The organism is Arthrobacter sp. DMZ02-1R (assembly GCF_057747935.1).
Genome location: NZ_CM173230.1, coordinates 1011791 through 1027547, shown reverse-complemented (window position 1 = coordinate 1027547; position 15757 = coordinate 1011791). Strand labels below are relative to the sequence as shown.

Here is a 15757-nt window from a genome sequence, read left to right as displayed (position 1 = left end):
ATTTGCAACCGCCGAACCGGGCCGAGCCCGACTATTCAACGCACTCTCGGGTCGATTGTCCGGCGTCGCACCCTGGACGCTTCCACCCAGACCTCTTTGCGGCCCTCGTTGTACTCCATCGCCCAGGGCACTCGTAGTCCAGCATCACGAATAGCAATAGCGGCGCCCGGGGTCTATAAGGAGATATACGCCGGTATAAGGAATTTCTTATACTTGCCCCCTCGCGGCAAGAAGCCCCTATCTATCCATGGCGAAGGGCTTCTTGCGTGTCCTACGCTGTCCGGCTAGGCGAAGCGGACGTTCTCGGTCTTCCACTTTGTCAGCCGCGGTGCAACCCAGAAGCCGTAGATGCCGATGGTGATGACGATGAGGAAGAACCATTTGATCCAGAGCCCAAAGAGCCCGATCCCGGTTCCGGTGAATTCGAGGCGGCGTCCCATGAGGACTGTATGTTTGGCCCGCCACCGCTCGAGAAGAACGAGAGCAAATGGATAGCAGATCCCAAGCGTGAAGATCGTAACCAGCGCGGCGAGGATCTGCGTTCCCAGATAGTCGGCCGCGCCGCCGTCGAAAACCATGAGCTTCGCACCGGGCGCCACGGCCTGGGCGCCGTTCCCGTTGATGTTGACAGTCATTCCATCATTCCTTTGCCTCATAGGATCCGGAGCGGCTGCCCCCAAATTGAAGGATAGGGGAGAAACCGACCACGAGACGGTTCCTGCCCGCCAATTTCGCAAAACCCGCGCCAGCCCATCATCGGCCCCCACGGTGAGGGCGCATCGAACTCTCAGCGTTGAGCTTTGAACCCCACCGCGTAATCATGGCAGAGATGGCTAATATGCCGAAAGGCCCTTCGCGACAAGGCGCAACTCAAACGCGCGTCATCTCATTCTTTTCGAGCCACGTTGTTTGTGGTGTGAGATGCGGGATCGCGCCCCCCAGCTGGACTATTGCTAGAAGCTGGCGGGTGATATTGGCCGCCGTGTCGTACAGCACGTGGACAACCGAGGCCGACGACGCAAGTTCTTGCATCTGCTCTTCTGTAAAGTCTTCATCGGCTGAACCGTCGACAACCCTGCACACCAACGCGACATAGACAGCGGAATTCGCACTGTCTCCCTTGGCACGCAATACCCCGAGTACGTAAATTGCACCCTCGGGCATCTGATCCGCTCGCGTCCCCCACGAGACTTCAAGCTCACCAACAGCACTTGGGTCAAGCTCAGAGCGCACGGATAGTACGCGGATCGATCCTATTCTTACCTGTGGTGCGGAGAGGCCCGGGGCTGCCTTAGCTTGGATCACAACGCCCGCCGCTCCTGGTGTCCAGAAAGCACCTCGTACATCTCAGTCACGCTTGCCGTTTTGCGCCTCGGCTCGAAGGGCAAGACGTTGGACGCATACTCCGCCAACTGACGCTCCTTGGCGCCGAGTTCCGCATCGTCGATCTGGTGGAAGATTCGAGCCCCGACTGCGAGGGCATAACGGCGGATGGTGGACATGTGGGGATCCCCACCAAGCCGTTCAAAGTTGGAAACGGCGGAAGGGTCACGCTGCATTCGGGCGGCAATCTCCGCTTGCTTGAGGCCCTTATCGTGGCGCATCTTGACCAACGCCCGGATCAGTTCATGGTCCTCTTCGGCCAGCTGAACTCCAAGTCGCTGGGCAGGATCATCGAGATCGATATTTAGAAACTCGAGGATTTTGCTTTCGGCGGTCATGACTTGAGGTTAACCGCATGTTGTGGAGGAAACAAGTCAGGGAGTCCTTTTTCGTGTCCCGCGCCACAGAACAAGTCGCCGACCCGCCTCGTCGATATCGTCGTCCTGCATGCGCTTCCAGTCCTGGCCATGCTTGTGTCCGAACTTGAGTGCGAGAAGCACGCCCGGTGCCTCGTTTGGCTCGGCAAAGTAGAGCCGGTACTGATTGCGGCCAATGTCGATCTTGAGTTCTCCGATCTCCACGTTCCGCCCCATCGGGTATCGAACAATGGACTCTTCCCAGGCGACCTCCCCCCGTTCCGCAGATTCCAACAAGGGAAGTAGTGCGAAGGGCAGCTGGGGTTCAGCTTGAGAAGCAAGGAGTAGCTCTTTCTGGCAGCTGTCATCGTAGTCCCACACCCCGCCCCCGCCTCCTTCAATCAGTTGAAGGTCAGGCTTTTCCGGCGTCAACTGCCTGTCCGCGCAGCCAGAGGGATCCCCAAGCGGCCAGCCTGGCATCTATTGAAGTCCATGGCGAGATTAAATCACGCCGCAACCTAGGGGCAATTAGGTGATGCGGCGATTCGACTATGCGTTCGGGGGAGCGTCGCCAGCTACGCGCCCGCTACGCGCCCGCTACGCTGCGAGTATTATCCTGAAGTCCCTCGATCAGGCCGGCCACGTGCGCCCTTCGGAGATCCCGCAGGAGCAGCTTGGGCCCGAACGCCAGGACGATGCCCTTGGGCCACGCAGCTCTTGCTTTCCTTTGGTCAGTCAAGTTCCGCAAATTCCGCTAGCGTTGAATGTCCTCACTGGCCTCTGAGCAGGCCACGCACGAACGCGAATGCCGCTCATGCCTCACCCATTCTGCGTCCTCCACGACCCCGCCCCCGAACGCTCAACAGGCGCCAGAAGGGTGGGCTAGCGGAATCTCCCAGACTGCCGGCCGATAGCCCGTCTAGGCAGCGATGAAGGGAAAGTCTCAACTAGTAGACCCCCCTTGTCCCTGCCTCGGAGCACGCCGCTGCTGGTAGATTCCAGCAATGGTGAAGCAGCCATCCGAATTGACCCGCAACTCGCATTGGGCCTACCGCAGCGGCGAGAATGCGGCCTTGCAGGAGGTTCGGGTGGTCAGGCTTGGGGTCAAGCATCCGAAGCGTGTGTACATTGCATTCGTCGCAATCGAAGAAGAGGGCGAAGAGATGTGGGCCCCGATCGGCAGGCTGAAATGCCCGTGGGAAGATGTCGATCACTTCAAGGAAATCGAAGCAAAGTGGGAAGCAGTCGCAGCGGCCTCGCTCGGTGCATCTGACGTCCAGGCTGACGTCATCTCACATGTGTGCAGCTGTTTCGACAAGAGCCACTCCGTTGACTACTGGGCGGGAAACAGGCCGGGGGTGACATCCATTGCCGATCCGAGCGCCTTCGAAAAGATTCACTCGATACGATTTGCGGACTTCACGGGCGACCTCTGCTTTGGGGACGAACATCAGCTGGTTATTCCCCTTGCTGACACATTGGAACTCGTGCGCCGGCTTGCAATGAGCGACGCCCCAAGAATGCTCCAGTATCTCGAAGCAGAACAACAGAAGGCCGCCGAAAGGCAAGTGGCCATGCTCGATGTAACGTCGGTTCGAATCCGGCCATCTCACGGTGACACCCCATTGTCACCCGAATCGAGACACAGCCGAGAGGCAGCGTCACGGCCCGCGCAAACCCCCATGAGCGCGGGCCACTTACTGGAGTTAGTGAAGTGGCATCACGACGGTCTCCAAAACCGTAAGCGCAGGTTCGATTCCTGCACGCCGGGCTGATCGAACGTATTGCCGATCGACTAATAGAAAACGCGGCCGTCACAAGTAGATCACCAACCACCAAGGAGCGAGCATGACGCCAACTTGCCCCGCATGCGACAAGCCGGGCGACGCTCTCACGGCAGAACCGCACTGCAAGTCCAAGACTTGCCGCTGGAACAAATGCGGATGCGGCATAACCTATGACCGCAAGACGGGTGCTGGCTTCACTGAGAATCCCAAGCCCATCCACTACCCAGCAAAGGCGGCATCATGAGTGAACAACCAGAACAGGTAGCGCCGATCATGACCAACGCTGAAGTTGAGGCCGCACAACTGCCGGCTGACGTTGCGGCTGAGATTCAGGTAGTTGCTCACGTCTGCCCGGTTACTTCCGGCTACTGCTATGTGTGCGGCGCCACCATCACAGCAACGACGCTGGCCAACGTCTCTTAGCGCCGCTTGCCGAACCTGAACGACAAACCCGGCAAGATGCGGATACTTCCGCCACCCCGGCTATTCAAAGTCAGCGGCCCGATCTTCTCAGAGATAGACGCACCGCGCTTCGAGATGTTGACGTGGCCATTCTTGCCCAGCCTGACGCGCTTGCGGAAGAAGAAACCCATTGGTGGAACCTTTCCTAGGTGTTGGTTGCCCCAAGCCTAGGGCGTTGAGTCTTTCTAATCCGTCTGGCCATGTGTAGGTTGAGCCTGTCATGCATCAATCTGTTCAAGGGGGACGCCAAATGGCCGGAATATCAGGTTTGGACGAATTCATCAATGGGCTGAATGAGTGGGCCGAAAGCGCTGAAAAGCTGAACGACGTCCGGATCAGCATCGATCCAACTGACAGCGTGACAAGCGTGATGAACAAGCTGCGGGAGGAAATACGACGCAGCGGAGCGATGGAGCTTCCGGAGCCCACGCTACAAGACATCGCGCAGAAGAAGCTCGACGAAGCACGCTCGCACTTTGCCTCACAGGGCAGCAAAGTCTTTGCCGGGGCCCACAAGGTTCAGGACTACGTAAATTCCATACCACGCGGCTTGCAGCTGGATATTTACTCAGGGGACGTCTGCCTTGTGCGCGTCCCGGTTCCAGAGCGAGAGATTGAGAGTGCCAAGCGTTGGGCAGCCGAGAGAATCTTCGCGGACGGTGCCATGCGGGGAAAGCTGTATTTCACATCGACCGGAGACGATACTCCCGGATCCGGCGATCTTGTCACGGAATACTCCAAAAATGAGGGCGGCTGGACCCCGAACCGACCAGATGAGCAGTAGGCCAGTCCGCAGAAAGTCCGCAAGAGGTCCGCAAACCACCATTTTCGTCCTATCGCGGTCAACCCTAAAATCCCCGGAATCTAGCGCATTTCAACTCTCGCCAACACCCCCCAACCAGTAGCTGGCAGTTCGTGAACTTCCGCAGCTAAGACTTCGCTGCGGCCCAGGCCGCCATCCAGAAGTACGACGACGGCGCGTTGCCCCCTGAGCGGGCAACGCGCCGTCGTCGACGTCGTTAATCGGGTTAGGCGCGTCACGCCGGGCAACTTTTTGGGGTCGAGGTCCGGCGAAGACCCCGGGATTCCGCGACTTCACCGATCCACGGAGGTCAAAAGACTGCCGCGCGTGACAACCACCCCCGCGTAACCCCAAACTAATTACGGCACGTTTCTTTTGCGTAATCGAATCAAGCGGGTACTGTACTTCCTTAGGTGAGCCTAAGTGTGGCTCCCCTAAGGAAGGATTCCACATGACCGCCAACTTCCTGATCGGCCTGCGCGAAGGCCTTGAAGCCACGCTAGTTGTTGTCCTGCTCATGGCCTACCTGGTCAAGACCGGGCGCCGCTCCCTGCTCCCCAGGCTTTGGGCCGGCGTCGGCATCGCGGTGGCAGTGTCCATCGCTTTTGGGGCGATGCTCACCTTCGGCCCACAGGGACTGACCTTCGCGGCGCAAGAGGCGATCGGGGGCGGACTGTCCGTTGTCGCCGTCGCGCTCGTAACCTGGATGGTCTTCTGGATGGCGCGCACTGCCCGCAGCCTCGGCGGCGAGCTCAAGTCACAAGTGGACAAGATGGCCGACGGCGCCGCGTGGGGACTCGTCCTCGTGGCAGCCCTCGCGGTGGGCCGCGAAGGACTCGAGACGGCGCTGTTCCTCTGGGCCGCGGCCCAAGCCGCCGGAGAGTCAACCCAGCCCCTGATCGGAGCGTTGCTCGGCCTGGCCGTTGCCGCCGGGCTCGGATACCTCCTGCACCGCGGGGTCCTCAAGGTCAACCTCTCGCGCTTCTTCACGTGGACCGGAGTCGGCCTCATCGTAATCGCTGGCGGCGTGCTGGCCTACGGCATCCACGACCTCCAGGAAGCCGGGATCCTGCCCGGGCTTCACAACCTCGCTTTCGACGTCTCCGCCGCCATCCCGCCGACGTCCTGGTACGGCACCCTGCTGAAAGGCACCCTCAACTTGTCCCCGGCCACCACGTGGCTCGAAGCCGGAACCTGGTTGCTGTACGTGATCCCCGTGCTCTACTTCTACATCCGCACCAACAGTTCCACGCCCGCAAAATCCTCCGGCGACGCAGTTCCAGGAAACGCCGCCGCTTCCCAGGCCACCAACGCCACCTAAACGTTTCCCGCACCCCCAAAAACAGAAGGAAAACCTATGCCTGGCTCTCCCCTGCCCAAAATGGCTTCCCGCCACCGGAAGTCTCTCGCCCTCGTCGCTGCAGCCGCAGCCGTCCCGCTGCTACTCGGCGGGTGCACAGACAACGCAAAGACCCCCACCTCCAACGCCTCCGCCGGACCGATCCAGGTCACCAGCACCAAGACCGAATGCAAGGTTTCCACTGGCAGCGTCCCCAGCGGCAACCTAAGCTTCGCGGTCAAGAACGAAGGCACGGAAATCACCGAGTTCTACCTCCTCGCCGAAGACGGCCTACGGATCCTCGGCGAAGTGGAGAACATCGGTCCGGGCCTGACCCGCAACTTGGTGGTCACCGCCCCGGCAGGCAAGTACACCACCGCGTGCAAGCCCGGCATGCAGGGCGACGGCATCCGCTCCACCTTTAAGGTCACGGACTCCGGAAACAAAACCGCCGTCGACGCCGATTTCCAGAAGCTCGTCGACACCGGCGTCCAGCAGTACGCGGCGTACGTCAAGGACCAGACCGAGCAACTCGTCACAGGTACCAAGGCGTTCGCTGACGCCTACGCTGCAGGTGACGCCAGCACGGCCCGTGAGCTCTACGCTGCAACCCGCATGCTCTGGGAGCGGATCGAACCCGTCGCGGAATCCTTTGGCGACTTGGACCCCAAGCTGGACGCCCGCGAAGCCGACCTTGAGCCCGGCCAGGAATGGACGGGATGGCACCGCGCGGAGAAGGACCTGTTCCCGCCCGCTGGCTACACGGCGCTGACGGCCGAAGAGCGCTCCAAGATCGGCACCCAGCTCGTGGCCGATACCGAGGAGCTCGGTAAGCGCACCCGCACGGTGCAACTCTCCGCGGACAAGCTCGGCAACGGCGCCAAGGAACTCCTGGACGAAGTTGCACGCGGCAAGGTCACCGGCGAGGAGGAAGTCTGGTCCCACACGGACCTCTGGGACTTTCAGGCCAACGTCGACGGCGCCCGGATCGCCTTCGAAAGCCTCAGGCCCGCGCTCACGCAGAAAGACGCCGCCCTCGCCAAGGGCCTCGACGAGAAGTTCGCAGCCCTGCAGGCCGAGCTCAAGAAGCACGCCAAGGGTGACGGCTTCGCGTACTACAACGAGCTCAGCACCACCGAGGTCCAGCAGCTCGCCGCGCTCGTCGATGCCCTGGGAGAGCCACTGTCCAAGCTCACATCGGCTGTGGTCCTGTGAGCGGCTGCCCTTTCGGCGGCAAGTCCCCTGAGGCGCCCGACGGCGGCACCCAGGCTGACGCCGTCGGGTCCGCACCTGCCGCCGCTCCCGAGCCGGCGGTCGCGTCCGACGTCGGGTCCCCCAAGAGCGGCTTGTCGCGTCGAGGACTGCTTTCCCTCGCCGGTGTGGGCGGTGCCGGGGCCGTGGCGGGCCTCGCCGCCGGCTACTTGAGCCATGATGCTGTGGCAGCTGAGGCGGCGCCAGCCAGCACCGCGGGCGATGTGGTTCCGTTTTACGGCGAACGCCAGGCGGGCATCGTCACGCCGGCCCAGGACCGCCTTCACATGGCTGCCTTCGACGTGAACGTTGAGGACCGGACCGCGGTGATCAAACTACTGAAGGACTGGACTGCCGCGGCCGAAGCAATGACCGCCGGCTGCACAACGGGCCGAACTGGCGCCGTCGACGGCCCCTACGATGCGCCACCCGAAGACACAGGCGAGGCCATTGACCTCGCGGCCTGCAAGCTGACCCTGACTTTCGGCTTTGGCCCGGGACTCTTCGAAAAGGACGGCAAGACCCGATTTGGCCTGGACGGTCGCCGGCCGGACGCCCTGATCGACTTGCCGCGCTTCCCCGGCGACGCCCTCCAGCCAGAACGGACCGGCGGCGACATTGTGGTCCAGGCCTGCGCCGACGACCCCCAGGTGGCCGTGCACACGCTCCGCAACCTGGCGCGCATCGGCTTCGGCAAGGTGCGCGTCCGCTGGTCCCAACTGGGCTTTGGCCGGACCTCGTCCACGTCACGGGCCCAAACGACCCCGCGCAACCTTTTCGGCTTCAAGGACGGCACGGCCAACCTGAAGGTGGAGGACGGCACGCTGCTCGATCAGCACGTGTGGGCCACCGCCGGAAGCCGCGCGGGCGAGGCCTGGATGGCTGGAGGCAGCTACCTCGTCTCCCGGCGGATCAGGATGCACATAGAGATCTGGGACCGGACCTCCCTGCGCGAACAGGAAGGACTGATCGGCCGCACCAAGGGTGCAGGAGCGCCCCTGTCCGGAGGAGAGGAATTCACGGCGCCGGACTTCGGGATCAAGGGACGCGACGGCGAGCCGCTGATCGCCGTCGACTCCCACGTCCGGCTGGCACACGCGAGCCAGAACGACGGCGTGAAGATGCTCCGCCGGGGATACAACTACACGGACGGCTCGGACGGACTCGGCCACCTCGATGCAGGCCTGTTCTTCATCGCCTTCGTCAAGGACCCGCGGACGCACTACGTACCCATGCAGATGGCCATGGCAAGGAGCGACAAGCTGGCCCTGGAGTACCTCAAGCACACCGGCTCCGGCCTGTTCGCGGTGCCCCCGGGCATTAAGGCGGGCGGCTTCATTGGTGAGGGCCTGTTCGCATGAAGCCGCCCGTCGTCGAACGCGGCGCTGGACCGGTGACTCTTGGGACCGCCGCCTAGGAAAGGGGCCGTCCAGCCATCCGCTCGAGCCGCTCGATGCGCTCGCGCATGGGCGGGTGGGTAGCGAAAAGCTTGGTCATGGCGCCGCCGCGGAACGGGTTGGCAATCATGAGGTGCGAGGTATTCACGAGGCGCTGGTCCTGTGGCAGCGGCACCTGCTTCACGCCTGCATCGATCCTGCGGAGGGCTGAGGCGAGCGCCAGCGGATCGCCGGTGAGCTCCGCACCGTCGTGGTCGGCGTCGTACTCCCTGGTGCGGGAAATGGCGAGCTGGATCAGCGAGGCGGCAAACGGCGCCAGGAGAGCCATGGCGATCATGGCAATCGGATTGGCGTTCCGCCGGTCCCCGCCACCGAAGAACAGCAGCATCTGGCCCACCGAGGTGATGACGCCGGCGACAGCGGCCGCGATGGACGAGGTGAGGATGTCGCGGTTGTAGACGTGCATGAGTTCATGACCAAGGACGCCGCGGAGTTCGCGCGCGTCGAGCAAGTTCAGGATGCCCGCGGTGCAGCACACGGCGGCGTTCTTCGGATTGCGTCCCGTGGCGAAGGCGTTCGGGGTCATCGTCGGAGAAACGTAGATCCGCGGCATGGGCTGGTTTGCCCGCACTGAGAGCTCCCTGACGATTTGGTACAGCTGGGGAGCCTGCGCTTCCGAGACCGGATAGGCGGCCATGGAACGGATGGCAATCTTGTCGCTGTTCCAATATCCGTAGGCCGTTGTCGCGACGCCAACCAGGGCCATGATCCAGATGGGCGCAACGCTACGGGTGCCCGCACCGATCACGGCACCGAGCCCCAGCAACACCGCCCACAGCACACCGAACAGCGCTGCCGTTTTCAGGCCATTGTGATGATTGTGCACTTCACTACTTCCTTGCAGTTCTTTCGCTGTTGTCTTGCATTGCATGCTGGTTCTGTTCCCATTAACGCCGACGGCGGTCCGGACGTTCCGGCCTGGGGCTGCGGAATGCGGCAGGGCCAGGGCAACCGGCTAGGGCACAGGGTGAACGGAGTCGTACCGGAGGAATCCGCGCTGCCAGCGGGGCACGAGCCAGGCCAGGACCGCACACAGCAGGCCGCCCAGGAGTAGTACCCAGCCTTCGCTGAGAATCTTGGTGACGCCACCGGCGAGCATGTCCCCCACTCGCGGACCTCCGGCAACCACCACGATGAACACGCCCTGCAACCGTCCCCGCATGTGGTCCGGAGTGGCCGATTGCAGGATGGTGGTGCGGAAGACCGCACTGACAGAATCCGAGATTCCGGCAAGGGCACAACAGATTGCGGCAGGGACTATCCAAAGCGTCACGCCGCCGCGACCAGAGTCGCCCGCAAGGACGACCACCAGGCCGAAAGCTGCGATCGAGAAGCCCCATCCGGCCACGGACCATACCACCGCACTGCCCTGGCGCCGCACCCTTCCCAGCGGGCCGGAGAACAACCCCGCGAGGAAGGCGCCCACGGCCACGGAGGCGAGCAGTACACCCACAGTGGTGTCGCCCCCGCCGATCATGGTGGCGCCAATGGCCGGCGTGAGGGCGCGCGGCTGGGCACAGACCATCGCGATGAGGTCGATGATGAAGGTCATGCGGAGATTGGGCCGGGTGCCCAGGAAGCGGAAGCCTTCGACGACGGAGCGCAAGCCGGGTGCCGACGCGTTCTTGGCCGCGGGCAAGGGCGGAAGCTTGAAGAGGCTCCATAGCGCGAAAGCAAAGCTGAACGCGTCGATCGTGTAAGTCCAGCCAAAACCGCTGGACGCAACCAGCACACCAGCGAGCAAGGGGCCTGCCGTCATCGAAATGCCCATGTTAAGCATGCTCAACGCGTTGGCCGCAGGCAGCAGCTCTTTCCGGACCAGCAAGGGAATGATGGCGCTGCGTGCGGGCCCGTTGATGCCTTGCGCGCCGCTTTGGATCGCAACGAGCGCAAACAGGATCCAGACATTGTTGATTTGGAACCACGCTTGGAGCGCGAGGGCAACGCTGCAGGCCCACAAAACGAGGGAAGAAGCGATCGCGACTTTCCGTCGGTCATAAGCGTCGGAAATGGCACCACCGAATAGACCCGCGATCACCAGCGGAACCAAGGCAAAGACGCTCAGCAGGCCTACGTAGAGGCTCAGCTGGGTGATGCTGTAGACCTCAAGGCTCACGGCAACGAGCGTCAACTGGGATCCGACCATCGACACCGAGGACCCGAGCCACAGGCGGCGGAATGCGGGGCTTTCGCGAAGCGGGGTCATGTCAGCGAGGAGTTTTGCCACCGTCCAACCCTACCCATCAACACCTACCCCCTCCCGGAGCCAACGCGTCCTCCCTCCAGGAGGTAACGCGAAGGGCAGTTGGAGGTGCCCGGCCGGGCCGCCGCCTGCTCGGTTCATCCGAAGTTAGCCTCGCCTTATTGTGAAGGACTCATAATAAGTGCTTCAATGGGCGTATGGCAGATCACTCGGCAGACCAGGAAGCGTGGGCTTCCGCCCTGCATTCTCACGGACGCCGCGTGACCAAACAGCGTTTGGCGGTCCTCGCTGCCGTTCAGCACAATCCACATTCCCCGGCCGAAGGCATCTTGGCTGCCGCGCGCAAGGATCTTCCCGAACTGACAGCGCAGTCTGTTTATGTGGTGCTGAGCGACCTCACGGACCTACAGATGCTGCGACGCTTCGAGCCGCCCCACTCCCCCGCGCTGTACGAGACGCGGGTGGGCGACAATCACCACCACGCCGTCTGCATCAGCTGCGGCCGGGTGGAGGATGTCGATTGCGCCGTAGGCCATGCTCCATGCCTCACCCCGCACTGGGATGAGCACTCCAAACCCATGACCATCCAGATCGCAGATGTGCTGTACCAAGGCATCTGCCAGGACTGCCAGGCCAAACAACAGCTTCCTACTCAAATGCAAGTAACCCACGAAATAGGAGAACGATGACCGCGAACATTTCGACAACCCAGTCGGGCGCACCCGTCACCTCGGACGCGCATTCCCAGTCCGCCGGTGCCGATGGTGCCATCATCCTGACCGACCACTACCTGGTGGAAAAGCTCGCACAGTTCAACCGCGAGCGCGTCCCGGAGCGCGTTGTCCACGCCAAGGGTGGCGGTGCTTTCGGTACCTTCAAGACTTCCTCGGACGTTTCCAAGTACACCAAGGCGGCCCTGTTCCAGCCCGGCGTCGAGACGGACATGCTCATCCGTTTCTCCTCCGTTGCAGGCGAGAGCGGCTCCCCGGACACCTGGCGCGACCCCCGCGGCTTCGCCGTCAAGTTCTACACTTCCGAGGGCAACTACGACCTCGTGGGCAACAACACCCCCGTCTTCTTCATCCGCGACGGCATAAAGTTCCCGGACTTTATCCACTCCCAGAAGCGCCTCCCGGGCACGCACCTGCGTGACGCCGACATGCAGTGGGATTTCTGGACCCTCTCCCCCGAGTCCGCACACCAAGTCACCTGGCTCATGGGAGACCGTGGCCTGCCGGCTTCCTGGCGCGAAATGCAGGGCTACGGCTCGCACACCTACCAGTGGATCAATGCCGAGGGCGAGCGCTTCTGGGTCAAGTACCACTTCAAGTCCAACCAGGGCGTCAAGACCATCACGGGCGACCAGGCTGAAGAGCTGGCCGGCTCGGACGCTGACTTCTACATCCGCGACCTCCAGGAAAACATCGCCGCCGGCAACTTCCCGTCCTGGGAGCTGCATGTCCAGGTCATGCCCTACGAGGACGCCAAGACATACCGCTTCAACCCGTTCGACCTCACCAAGGTCTGGCCGCACTCGGACTACCCGCTGATCCACGTGGGCACCATGGAGCTCAACAAGAACCCGGAGAACTACTTCGCGCAGATTGAGCAGGCCACCTTTGCGCCGTCGAACTTCGTTCCGGGTATCGCAGCTTCCCCGGACAAGATGCTGCAGGCCCGCATCTTCTCCTACGCTGACGCACACCGCTACCGCGTTGGCACCAACCACGCCCAGATCCCGGTGAACCAGCCGAAGAACCAGGTCAACAACTACAGCCAGGACGGCGCGGGACGCTACCTGTTCAACGCTCCTTCGGTTCCCGTCTACGCACCGAACTCCCTGGGTGGCCCGGCTGCTGTTGAACCGCAGAACCCGGCCGGCGGTTGGGAGAACGACGGCGAGCTGACGCTCTCTGCACACTCCCTGCATGCCGAGGACGGCGACTTCGTCCAGGCCGGCGCTCTCTACCGCGAGGTGTACGACGACGGCGCCAAGGCCCGTCTGCTGGACACCATCACGGGTGCCGTGGGCGGCGTCAAGAGCCCCGGCATCAAGGAACGCGCCATCCAGTACTGGACCAACGTCGACGCCGAACTCGGCGCCAAGCTGCGCGCCAACCTCGGCGCCGGCCAGGGCGAGTCGGCTGCTGAAGCAGCCAACAAGCTCTAACAACGTCCAATAACAGGCAACCCCGCCACGGATTCTCCGCGGCGGGGTTGCCTGGTTTAAGAATTATCCACATACGGCATTCGGGCTATGGCCACGGCTCCGGAAGCATCCATAGGATCCTTTCATGAGCACATTTACAGGGATCCCCGCAGCGGCGATAGCCTTCTATGCCGAACTTGAAGAGAACAACAACCGCGAATGGTGGCTGGCGCACAAGGACATTTACGACTCCGCCGTGAAGGAGCCATTGACGCTGTTGCTCGAGGAGCTTGAGCCAAGGTTCGGGCCGGGCAAGGTCTTCCGCCCCAACAGGGATGTCCGCTTCTCCCAGGACAAGTCTCCCTACAAGACGGCACAGGGCGCCTTTGCAGCGGACAAGGAGGGCGTGGGCTTCTACCTCCAGCTCAGTGCAGACGGTCTGTTGATCGGCGGCGGATGCCACTCGCGAACCCCCGAGCAGATTGCCCGGTTCCGCGCCGCCGCGGATGCACCGGCCAGCGGAGAAGAACTCCAGAAAATCGTTGATGACATCGCAGCGGCAGGTTTCGCGGTTGAAGGGGAGAAACTCAAGACAGTGCCGCGTGGTTTCGACAAAGACCATCCGCGCGCCGAGCTCCTCAAGCACAAGTCCCTATCTGCCGGGGTGACTTTGGGCGAACCTGAGTGGATGTCGCAGCCCTCAGCCAAGGAGGAGATCGCCCAGCGTTGGGAGGTACTGCGACCGCTCGTGGAGTGGGTCAACGAGCACGCCTCCCCTTAAGCATTAGAGCCGCACGCGTTGAAGCCGCACGTGTTGGAACCGCACGTGTTGGAGTCCAATGGGAAGCCCCCTCAAGCCGAAGCTTGAGGGGGCCATGGATCCAGCCATGGGCATCAGACCTTGCTGAGGCTGTCCTCGTTATCGTTTGAGTCGGTTGAATCATTTGAGTCGTTTGAATCGCTGGAGTCGCTGCTCCTGCCAGAGACCGCAGCCTTCGCCGCAGCGAACCTCTCGTTCAGGCGGGAGTGGCGCTGGCCGTAGGCAAAGTAGATGGCAAGTCCGATTGCCAGCCAGATGGCGAAGAAGATCCAAGTTTCTACGGCCAGGTTCGTCATCAGGTAGAGGCACAGGACAGCCGAAACCACGGGAAGTACCTTGCCGAAAGGAACCCGGAAAGCCGGCTTCAGGTCCGGGCGCTTCTTACGCAGGACCAGGATGCCCAGGCTCACCATGACGAAGGCTGAGAGCGTGCCGATGTTGATCATTTCCTCTAGGAGATCCACATTGGTCAGGCCAGCCACGATCGCCACGGCCGCGCCGCAGATGATCTGGAGGCGGACCGGCGTCGAACGTTTTTCGCTCGTCTTGGACAGCGAGCGCGGGAGCAATCCGTCGCGGCTCATGGCCAAGACCACACGGGCCAGGCCCATGAGCAGCACCATGATGACGGTGGTCAAACCGATCAGGGAACCGAAGGCAATGACCTTGGCCGCGTCGGTATTTCCAACAGCCTCGAAGGCCGTGGTGAGGGTGGGACTCTTGGCTTCCGCCAATTGTGTGTAGGACACCATGCCGGTCAGGGCCAGGGAGACCAGGATGTAGAGCAGCGTCACGAGCGCCAGTCCGCCGAAGATGCCCCGGGGCAGGGTCTTCTGGGGGTTCTTGACCTCTTCAGCGGACGTGGCAACCACGTCGAAGCCGATGAACGCAAAGAACACCAGGGCTGCGCCGGCAAAAATACCCAGAGTTCCGTACTGTGCCGGAACCGCGCCGGTGAGGAAGCCAAAGAAGGACTGCTTCATGACGTCGGCGCCGCCATTGCCGCCGGTGGGCTGCGATGCCGGGACAAAGGGCGTGTAGTTGGAGAACTTGACGTAGGTGAAGCCCACCACAATCACGAACAGCACCACGGCGATCTTGATCAGCGTGAAGATGTTGCCCACGCGGGCGGAGAGCTTCGTGCCGAGCACCAGGAGCACAGTGAAGATCGCGACAATCAGGAACGCGCCCCAGTAGAGGTCCACGCCTGCGATGTTCAAGGCCGGCGGCATGTCGACGCCCATGAGGCCGAACACCTTGCTCAGATAGATGCCCCAGTACTTGGCGATGACCGCAGCGGCGGTGAAGAGTTCAAGGATGAGGTTCCAACCGATGATCCAGGCGAGGACTTCACCCATGGTGGCGTACGTGAAGACGTAGGCGGACCCGGCCACCGGGATGGCGGTAGCGAATTCGGCGTAACACATTATGGCCAGGGCGCACGTGACGGCTGCGACGGCGAAGGAAATCGTCACGGCGGGGCCGGCAAAGTTTGCGGCGGCCTTGGCGCCCACGGAGAAGATCCCGGCTCCGACGGCGACGGCGACACCCATGATCATCAGATCCCAGGTGCTGAGGGAACGCTTGAGCTTGCGTCCGGGTTCATCGGCGTCCGCAATGGACTGCTCGATTGACTTGGTCCGGAAGAGGTTCATAGAAGAGTCCACAATCTTGATGGGGTGTTGGAAACAGACTCATCAAGGGTAGTGTCCAGCCAGCGGACTCCCACATTTGTCCCAAATCGTGAG

16 protein-coding genes and 1 tRNA gene are annotated in these 15757 nt (G+C 62.2%); 9 read left to right on the top strand and 8 right to left on the bottom strand.

All coding sequences use genetic code 11. The features are described 5' to 3' along the window. Nucleotides 1-284 precede the first annotated feature (284 nt). From AC3ANQ_RS04825 to AC3ANQ_RS04810, 4 genes are all read right to left on the bottom strand, one after another. Nucleotides 285-635, bottom strand: coding sequence for a DUF898 family protein (locus AC3ANQ_RS04825; RefSeq protein ID WP_488304069.1), 351 nt, complete (start codon nt 633-635; stop codon nt 285-287). A gap of 235 nt (nt 636-870) precedes the next feature. Further along, complete coding sequence (locus AC3ANQ_RS04820) at nt 871-1233, bottom strand: hypothetical protein (RefSeq protein ID WP_488304068.1); 363 nt, start codon at nt 1231-1233, stop codon at nt 871-873. A 68-nt stretch (nt 1234-1301) separates the two neighbouring features. Continuing rightward, complete coding sequence (locus AC3ANQ_RS04815; RefSeq protein ID WP_488304067.1) at nt 1302-1721, bottom strand: helix-turn-helix domain-containing protein; 420 nt, start codon at nt 1719-1721, stop codon at nt 1302-1304. Between the two features lie 36 nt (nt 1722-1757). Continuing rightward, on the bottom strand, nt 1758-1964 hold the full coding sequence (locus AC3ANQ_RS04810) for a hypothetical protein (protein WP_488304066.1): 207 nt from the start codon (nt 1962-1964) through the stop codon (nt 1758-1760). Nucleotides 1965-3439: 1475 nt separating this feature from the next. On the opposite strand from AC3ANQ_RS04810, the gene AC3ANQ_RS04805 reads away from it, so the two are divergent. Beyond that, nucleotides 3440-3510, top strand: a tRNA-Trp gene (locus AC3ANQ_RS04805). A 256-nt stretch (nt 3511-3766) separates the two neighbouring features. Continuing rightward, nucleotides 3767-3949: a hypothetical protein gene (locus tag AC3ANQ_RS04800; RefSeq protein ID WP_488304065.1), complete on the top strand. Its 183-nt coding sequence runs from the start codon at nt 3767-3769 to the stop codon at nt 3947-3949. Here the strand turns inward: AC3ANQ_RS04800 and AC3ANQ_RS04795 are convergent. Then, nucleotides 3946-4119, bottom strand: coding sequence for a DUF4236 domain-containing protein (locus AC3ANQ_RS04795; RefSeq protein WP_488304064.1), 174 nt, complete (start codon nt 4117-4119; stop codon nt 3946-3948). The two genes, AC3ANQ_RS04800 and AC3ANQ_RS04795, sit on opposite strands and share 4 nt — an antisense overlap. Before the next feature lie 137 nt (nt 4120-4256). On the opposite strand from AC3ANQ_RS04795, the gene AC3ANQ_RS04790 reads away from it, so the two are divergent. From AC3ANQ_RS04790 to efeB, 4 genes are all read left to right on the top strand, one after another. Beyond that, on the top strand, nt 4257-4772 hold the full coding sequence (locus AC3ANQ_RS04790) for a hypothetical protein (protein ID WP_488304063.1): 516 nt from the start codon (nt 4257-4259) through the stop codon (nt 4770-4772). A 469-nt stretch (nt 4773-5241) separates the two neighbouring features. Next, entirely contained in the window at nt 5242-6111 is an 870-nt protein-coding gene (gene efeU / locus AC3ANQ_RS04785; RefSeq protein ID WP_488304062.1) for an iron uptake transporter permease EfeU, read from the top strand. A gap of 36 nt (nt 6112-6147) precedes the next feature. Continuing rightward, complete coding sequence (gene efeO, locus AC3ANQ_RS04780) at nt 6148-7344, top strand: iron uptake system protein EfeO (RefSeq protein ID WP_488304061.1); 1197 nt, start codon at nt 6148-6150, stop codon at nt 7342-7344. Then, entirely contained in the window at nt 7341-8741 is a 1401-nt protein-coding gene (efeB, locus tag AC3ANQ_RS04775) for an iron uptake transporter deferrochelatase/peroxidase subunit (RefSeq protein WP_488304060.1), read from the top strand. Before efeO ends, efeB begins: the two co-directional genes overlap by 4 nt. Nucleotides 8742-8793: 52 nt before the next feature. Here efeB and htpX read toward each other — a convergent pair whose 3' ends face one another. Together htpX and AC3ANQ_RS04765 are read right to left on the bottom strand one after the other, a co-directional pair. Further along, a complete protein-coding gene (htpX, locus tag AC3ANQ_RS04770) occupies nt 8794-9663 on the bottom strand; it encodes a zinc metalloprotease HtpX (protein WP_488304059.1) in 870 nt (289 codons plus the stop codon). A 129-nt stretch (nt 9664-9792) separates the two neighbouring features. Continuing rightward, nucleotides 9793-11064, bottom strand: a complete 1272-nt coding sequence (locus tag AC3ANQ_RS04765) for an MFS transporter (RefSeq protein ID WP_488304058.1) — start codon at nt 11062-11064, stop codon at nt 9793-9795. 173 nt (nt 11065-11237) lie between these two features. Between AC3ANQ_RS04765 and AC3ANQ_RS04760 the strand changes: the two genes are divergently transcribed. From AC3ANQ_RS04760 to AC3ANQ_RS04750, 3 genes are all read left to right on the top strand, one after another. Next, nucleotides 11238-11729 (top strand): Fur family transcriptional regulator, encoded by a 492-nt coding sequence (locus AC3ANQ_RS04760; RefSeq protein WP_488304057.1) that lies wholly within the window; start codon nt 11238-11240, stop codon nt 11727-11729. Next, nucleotides 11726-13210, top strand: a complete 1485-nt coding sequence (locus AC3ANQ_RS04755) for a catalase (RefSeq protein WP_488304056.1) — start codon at nt 11726-11728, stop codon at nt 13208-13210. The genes AC3ANQ_RS04760 and AC3ANQ_RS04755 overlap by 4 nt, the downstream gene beginning before the upstream one ends. A gap of 124 nt (nt 13211-13334) precedes the next feature. Beyond that, nucleotides 13335-13970 (top strand): DUF2461 domain-containing protein, encoded by a 636-nt coding sequence (locus AC3ANQ_RS04750; protein ID WP_488304055.1) that lies wholly within the window; start codon nt 13335-13337, stop codon nt 13968-13970. Nucleotides 13971-14083: 113 nt separating this feature from the next. Here the strand turns inward: AC3ANQ_RS04750 and AC3ANQ_RS04745 are convergent, their stop codons facing one another. After that, entirely contained in the window at nt 14084-15664 is a 1581-nt protein-coding gene (locus AC3ANQ_RS04745) for an amino acid permease (protein ID WP_488304054.1), read from the bottom strand. Between the last annotated feature and the right edge of the window lie 93 nt (nt 15665-15757).

Excerpts from the sequence above, each read along its gene's own strand:
- AC3ANQ_RS04825 (WP_488304069.1), bottom strand. The coding sequence starts at position 635 with ATGACTGTCAACATCAACGGGAACGGCGCCCAGGCCGTGGCGCCCGGT.
- AC3ANQ_RS04815 (WP_488304067.1), bottom strand. The coding sequence starts at position 1,721 with ATGACCGCCGAAAGCAAAATCCTCGAGTTTCTAAATATCGATCTCGAT.
- AC3ANQ_RS04800 (WP_488304065.1), top strand. The coding sequence starts at position 3,767 with ATGAGTGAACAACCAGAACAGGTAGCGCCGATCATGACCAACGCTGAA.
- AC3ANQ_RS04795 (WP_488304064.1), bottom strand. The coding sequence starts at position 4,119 with ATGGGTTTCTTCTTCCGCAAGCGCGTCAGGCTGGGCAAGAATGGCCAC.
- efeU (WP_488304062.1), top strand. The coding sequence starts at position 5,242 with ATGACCGCCAACTTCCTGATCGGCCTGCGCGAAGGCCTTGAAGCCACG.
- efeO (WP_488304061.1), top strand. The coding sequence starts at position 6,148 with ATGCCTGGCTCTCCCCTGCCCAAAATGGCTTCCCGCCACCGGAAGTCT.
- AC3ANQ_RS04760 (WP_488304057.1), top strand. The coding sequence starts at position 11,238 with ATGGCAGATCACTCGGCAGACCAGGAAGCGTGGGCTTCCGCCCTGCAT.
- AC3ANQ_RS04755 (WP_488304056.1), top strand. The coding sequence starts at position 11,726 with ATGACCGCGAACATTTCGACAACCCAGTCGGGCGCACCCGTCACCTCG.
- AC3ANQ_RS04750 (WP_488304055.1), top strand. The coding sequence starts at position 13,335 with ATGAGCACATTTACAGGGATCCCCGCAGCGGCGATAGCCTTCTATGCC.
- AC3ANQ_RS04745 (WP_488304054.1), bottom strand. The coding sequence starts at position 15,664 with ATGAACCTCTTCCGGACCAAGTCAATCGAGCAGTCCATTGCGGACGCC.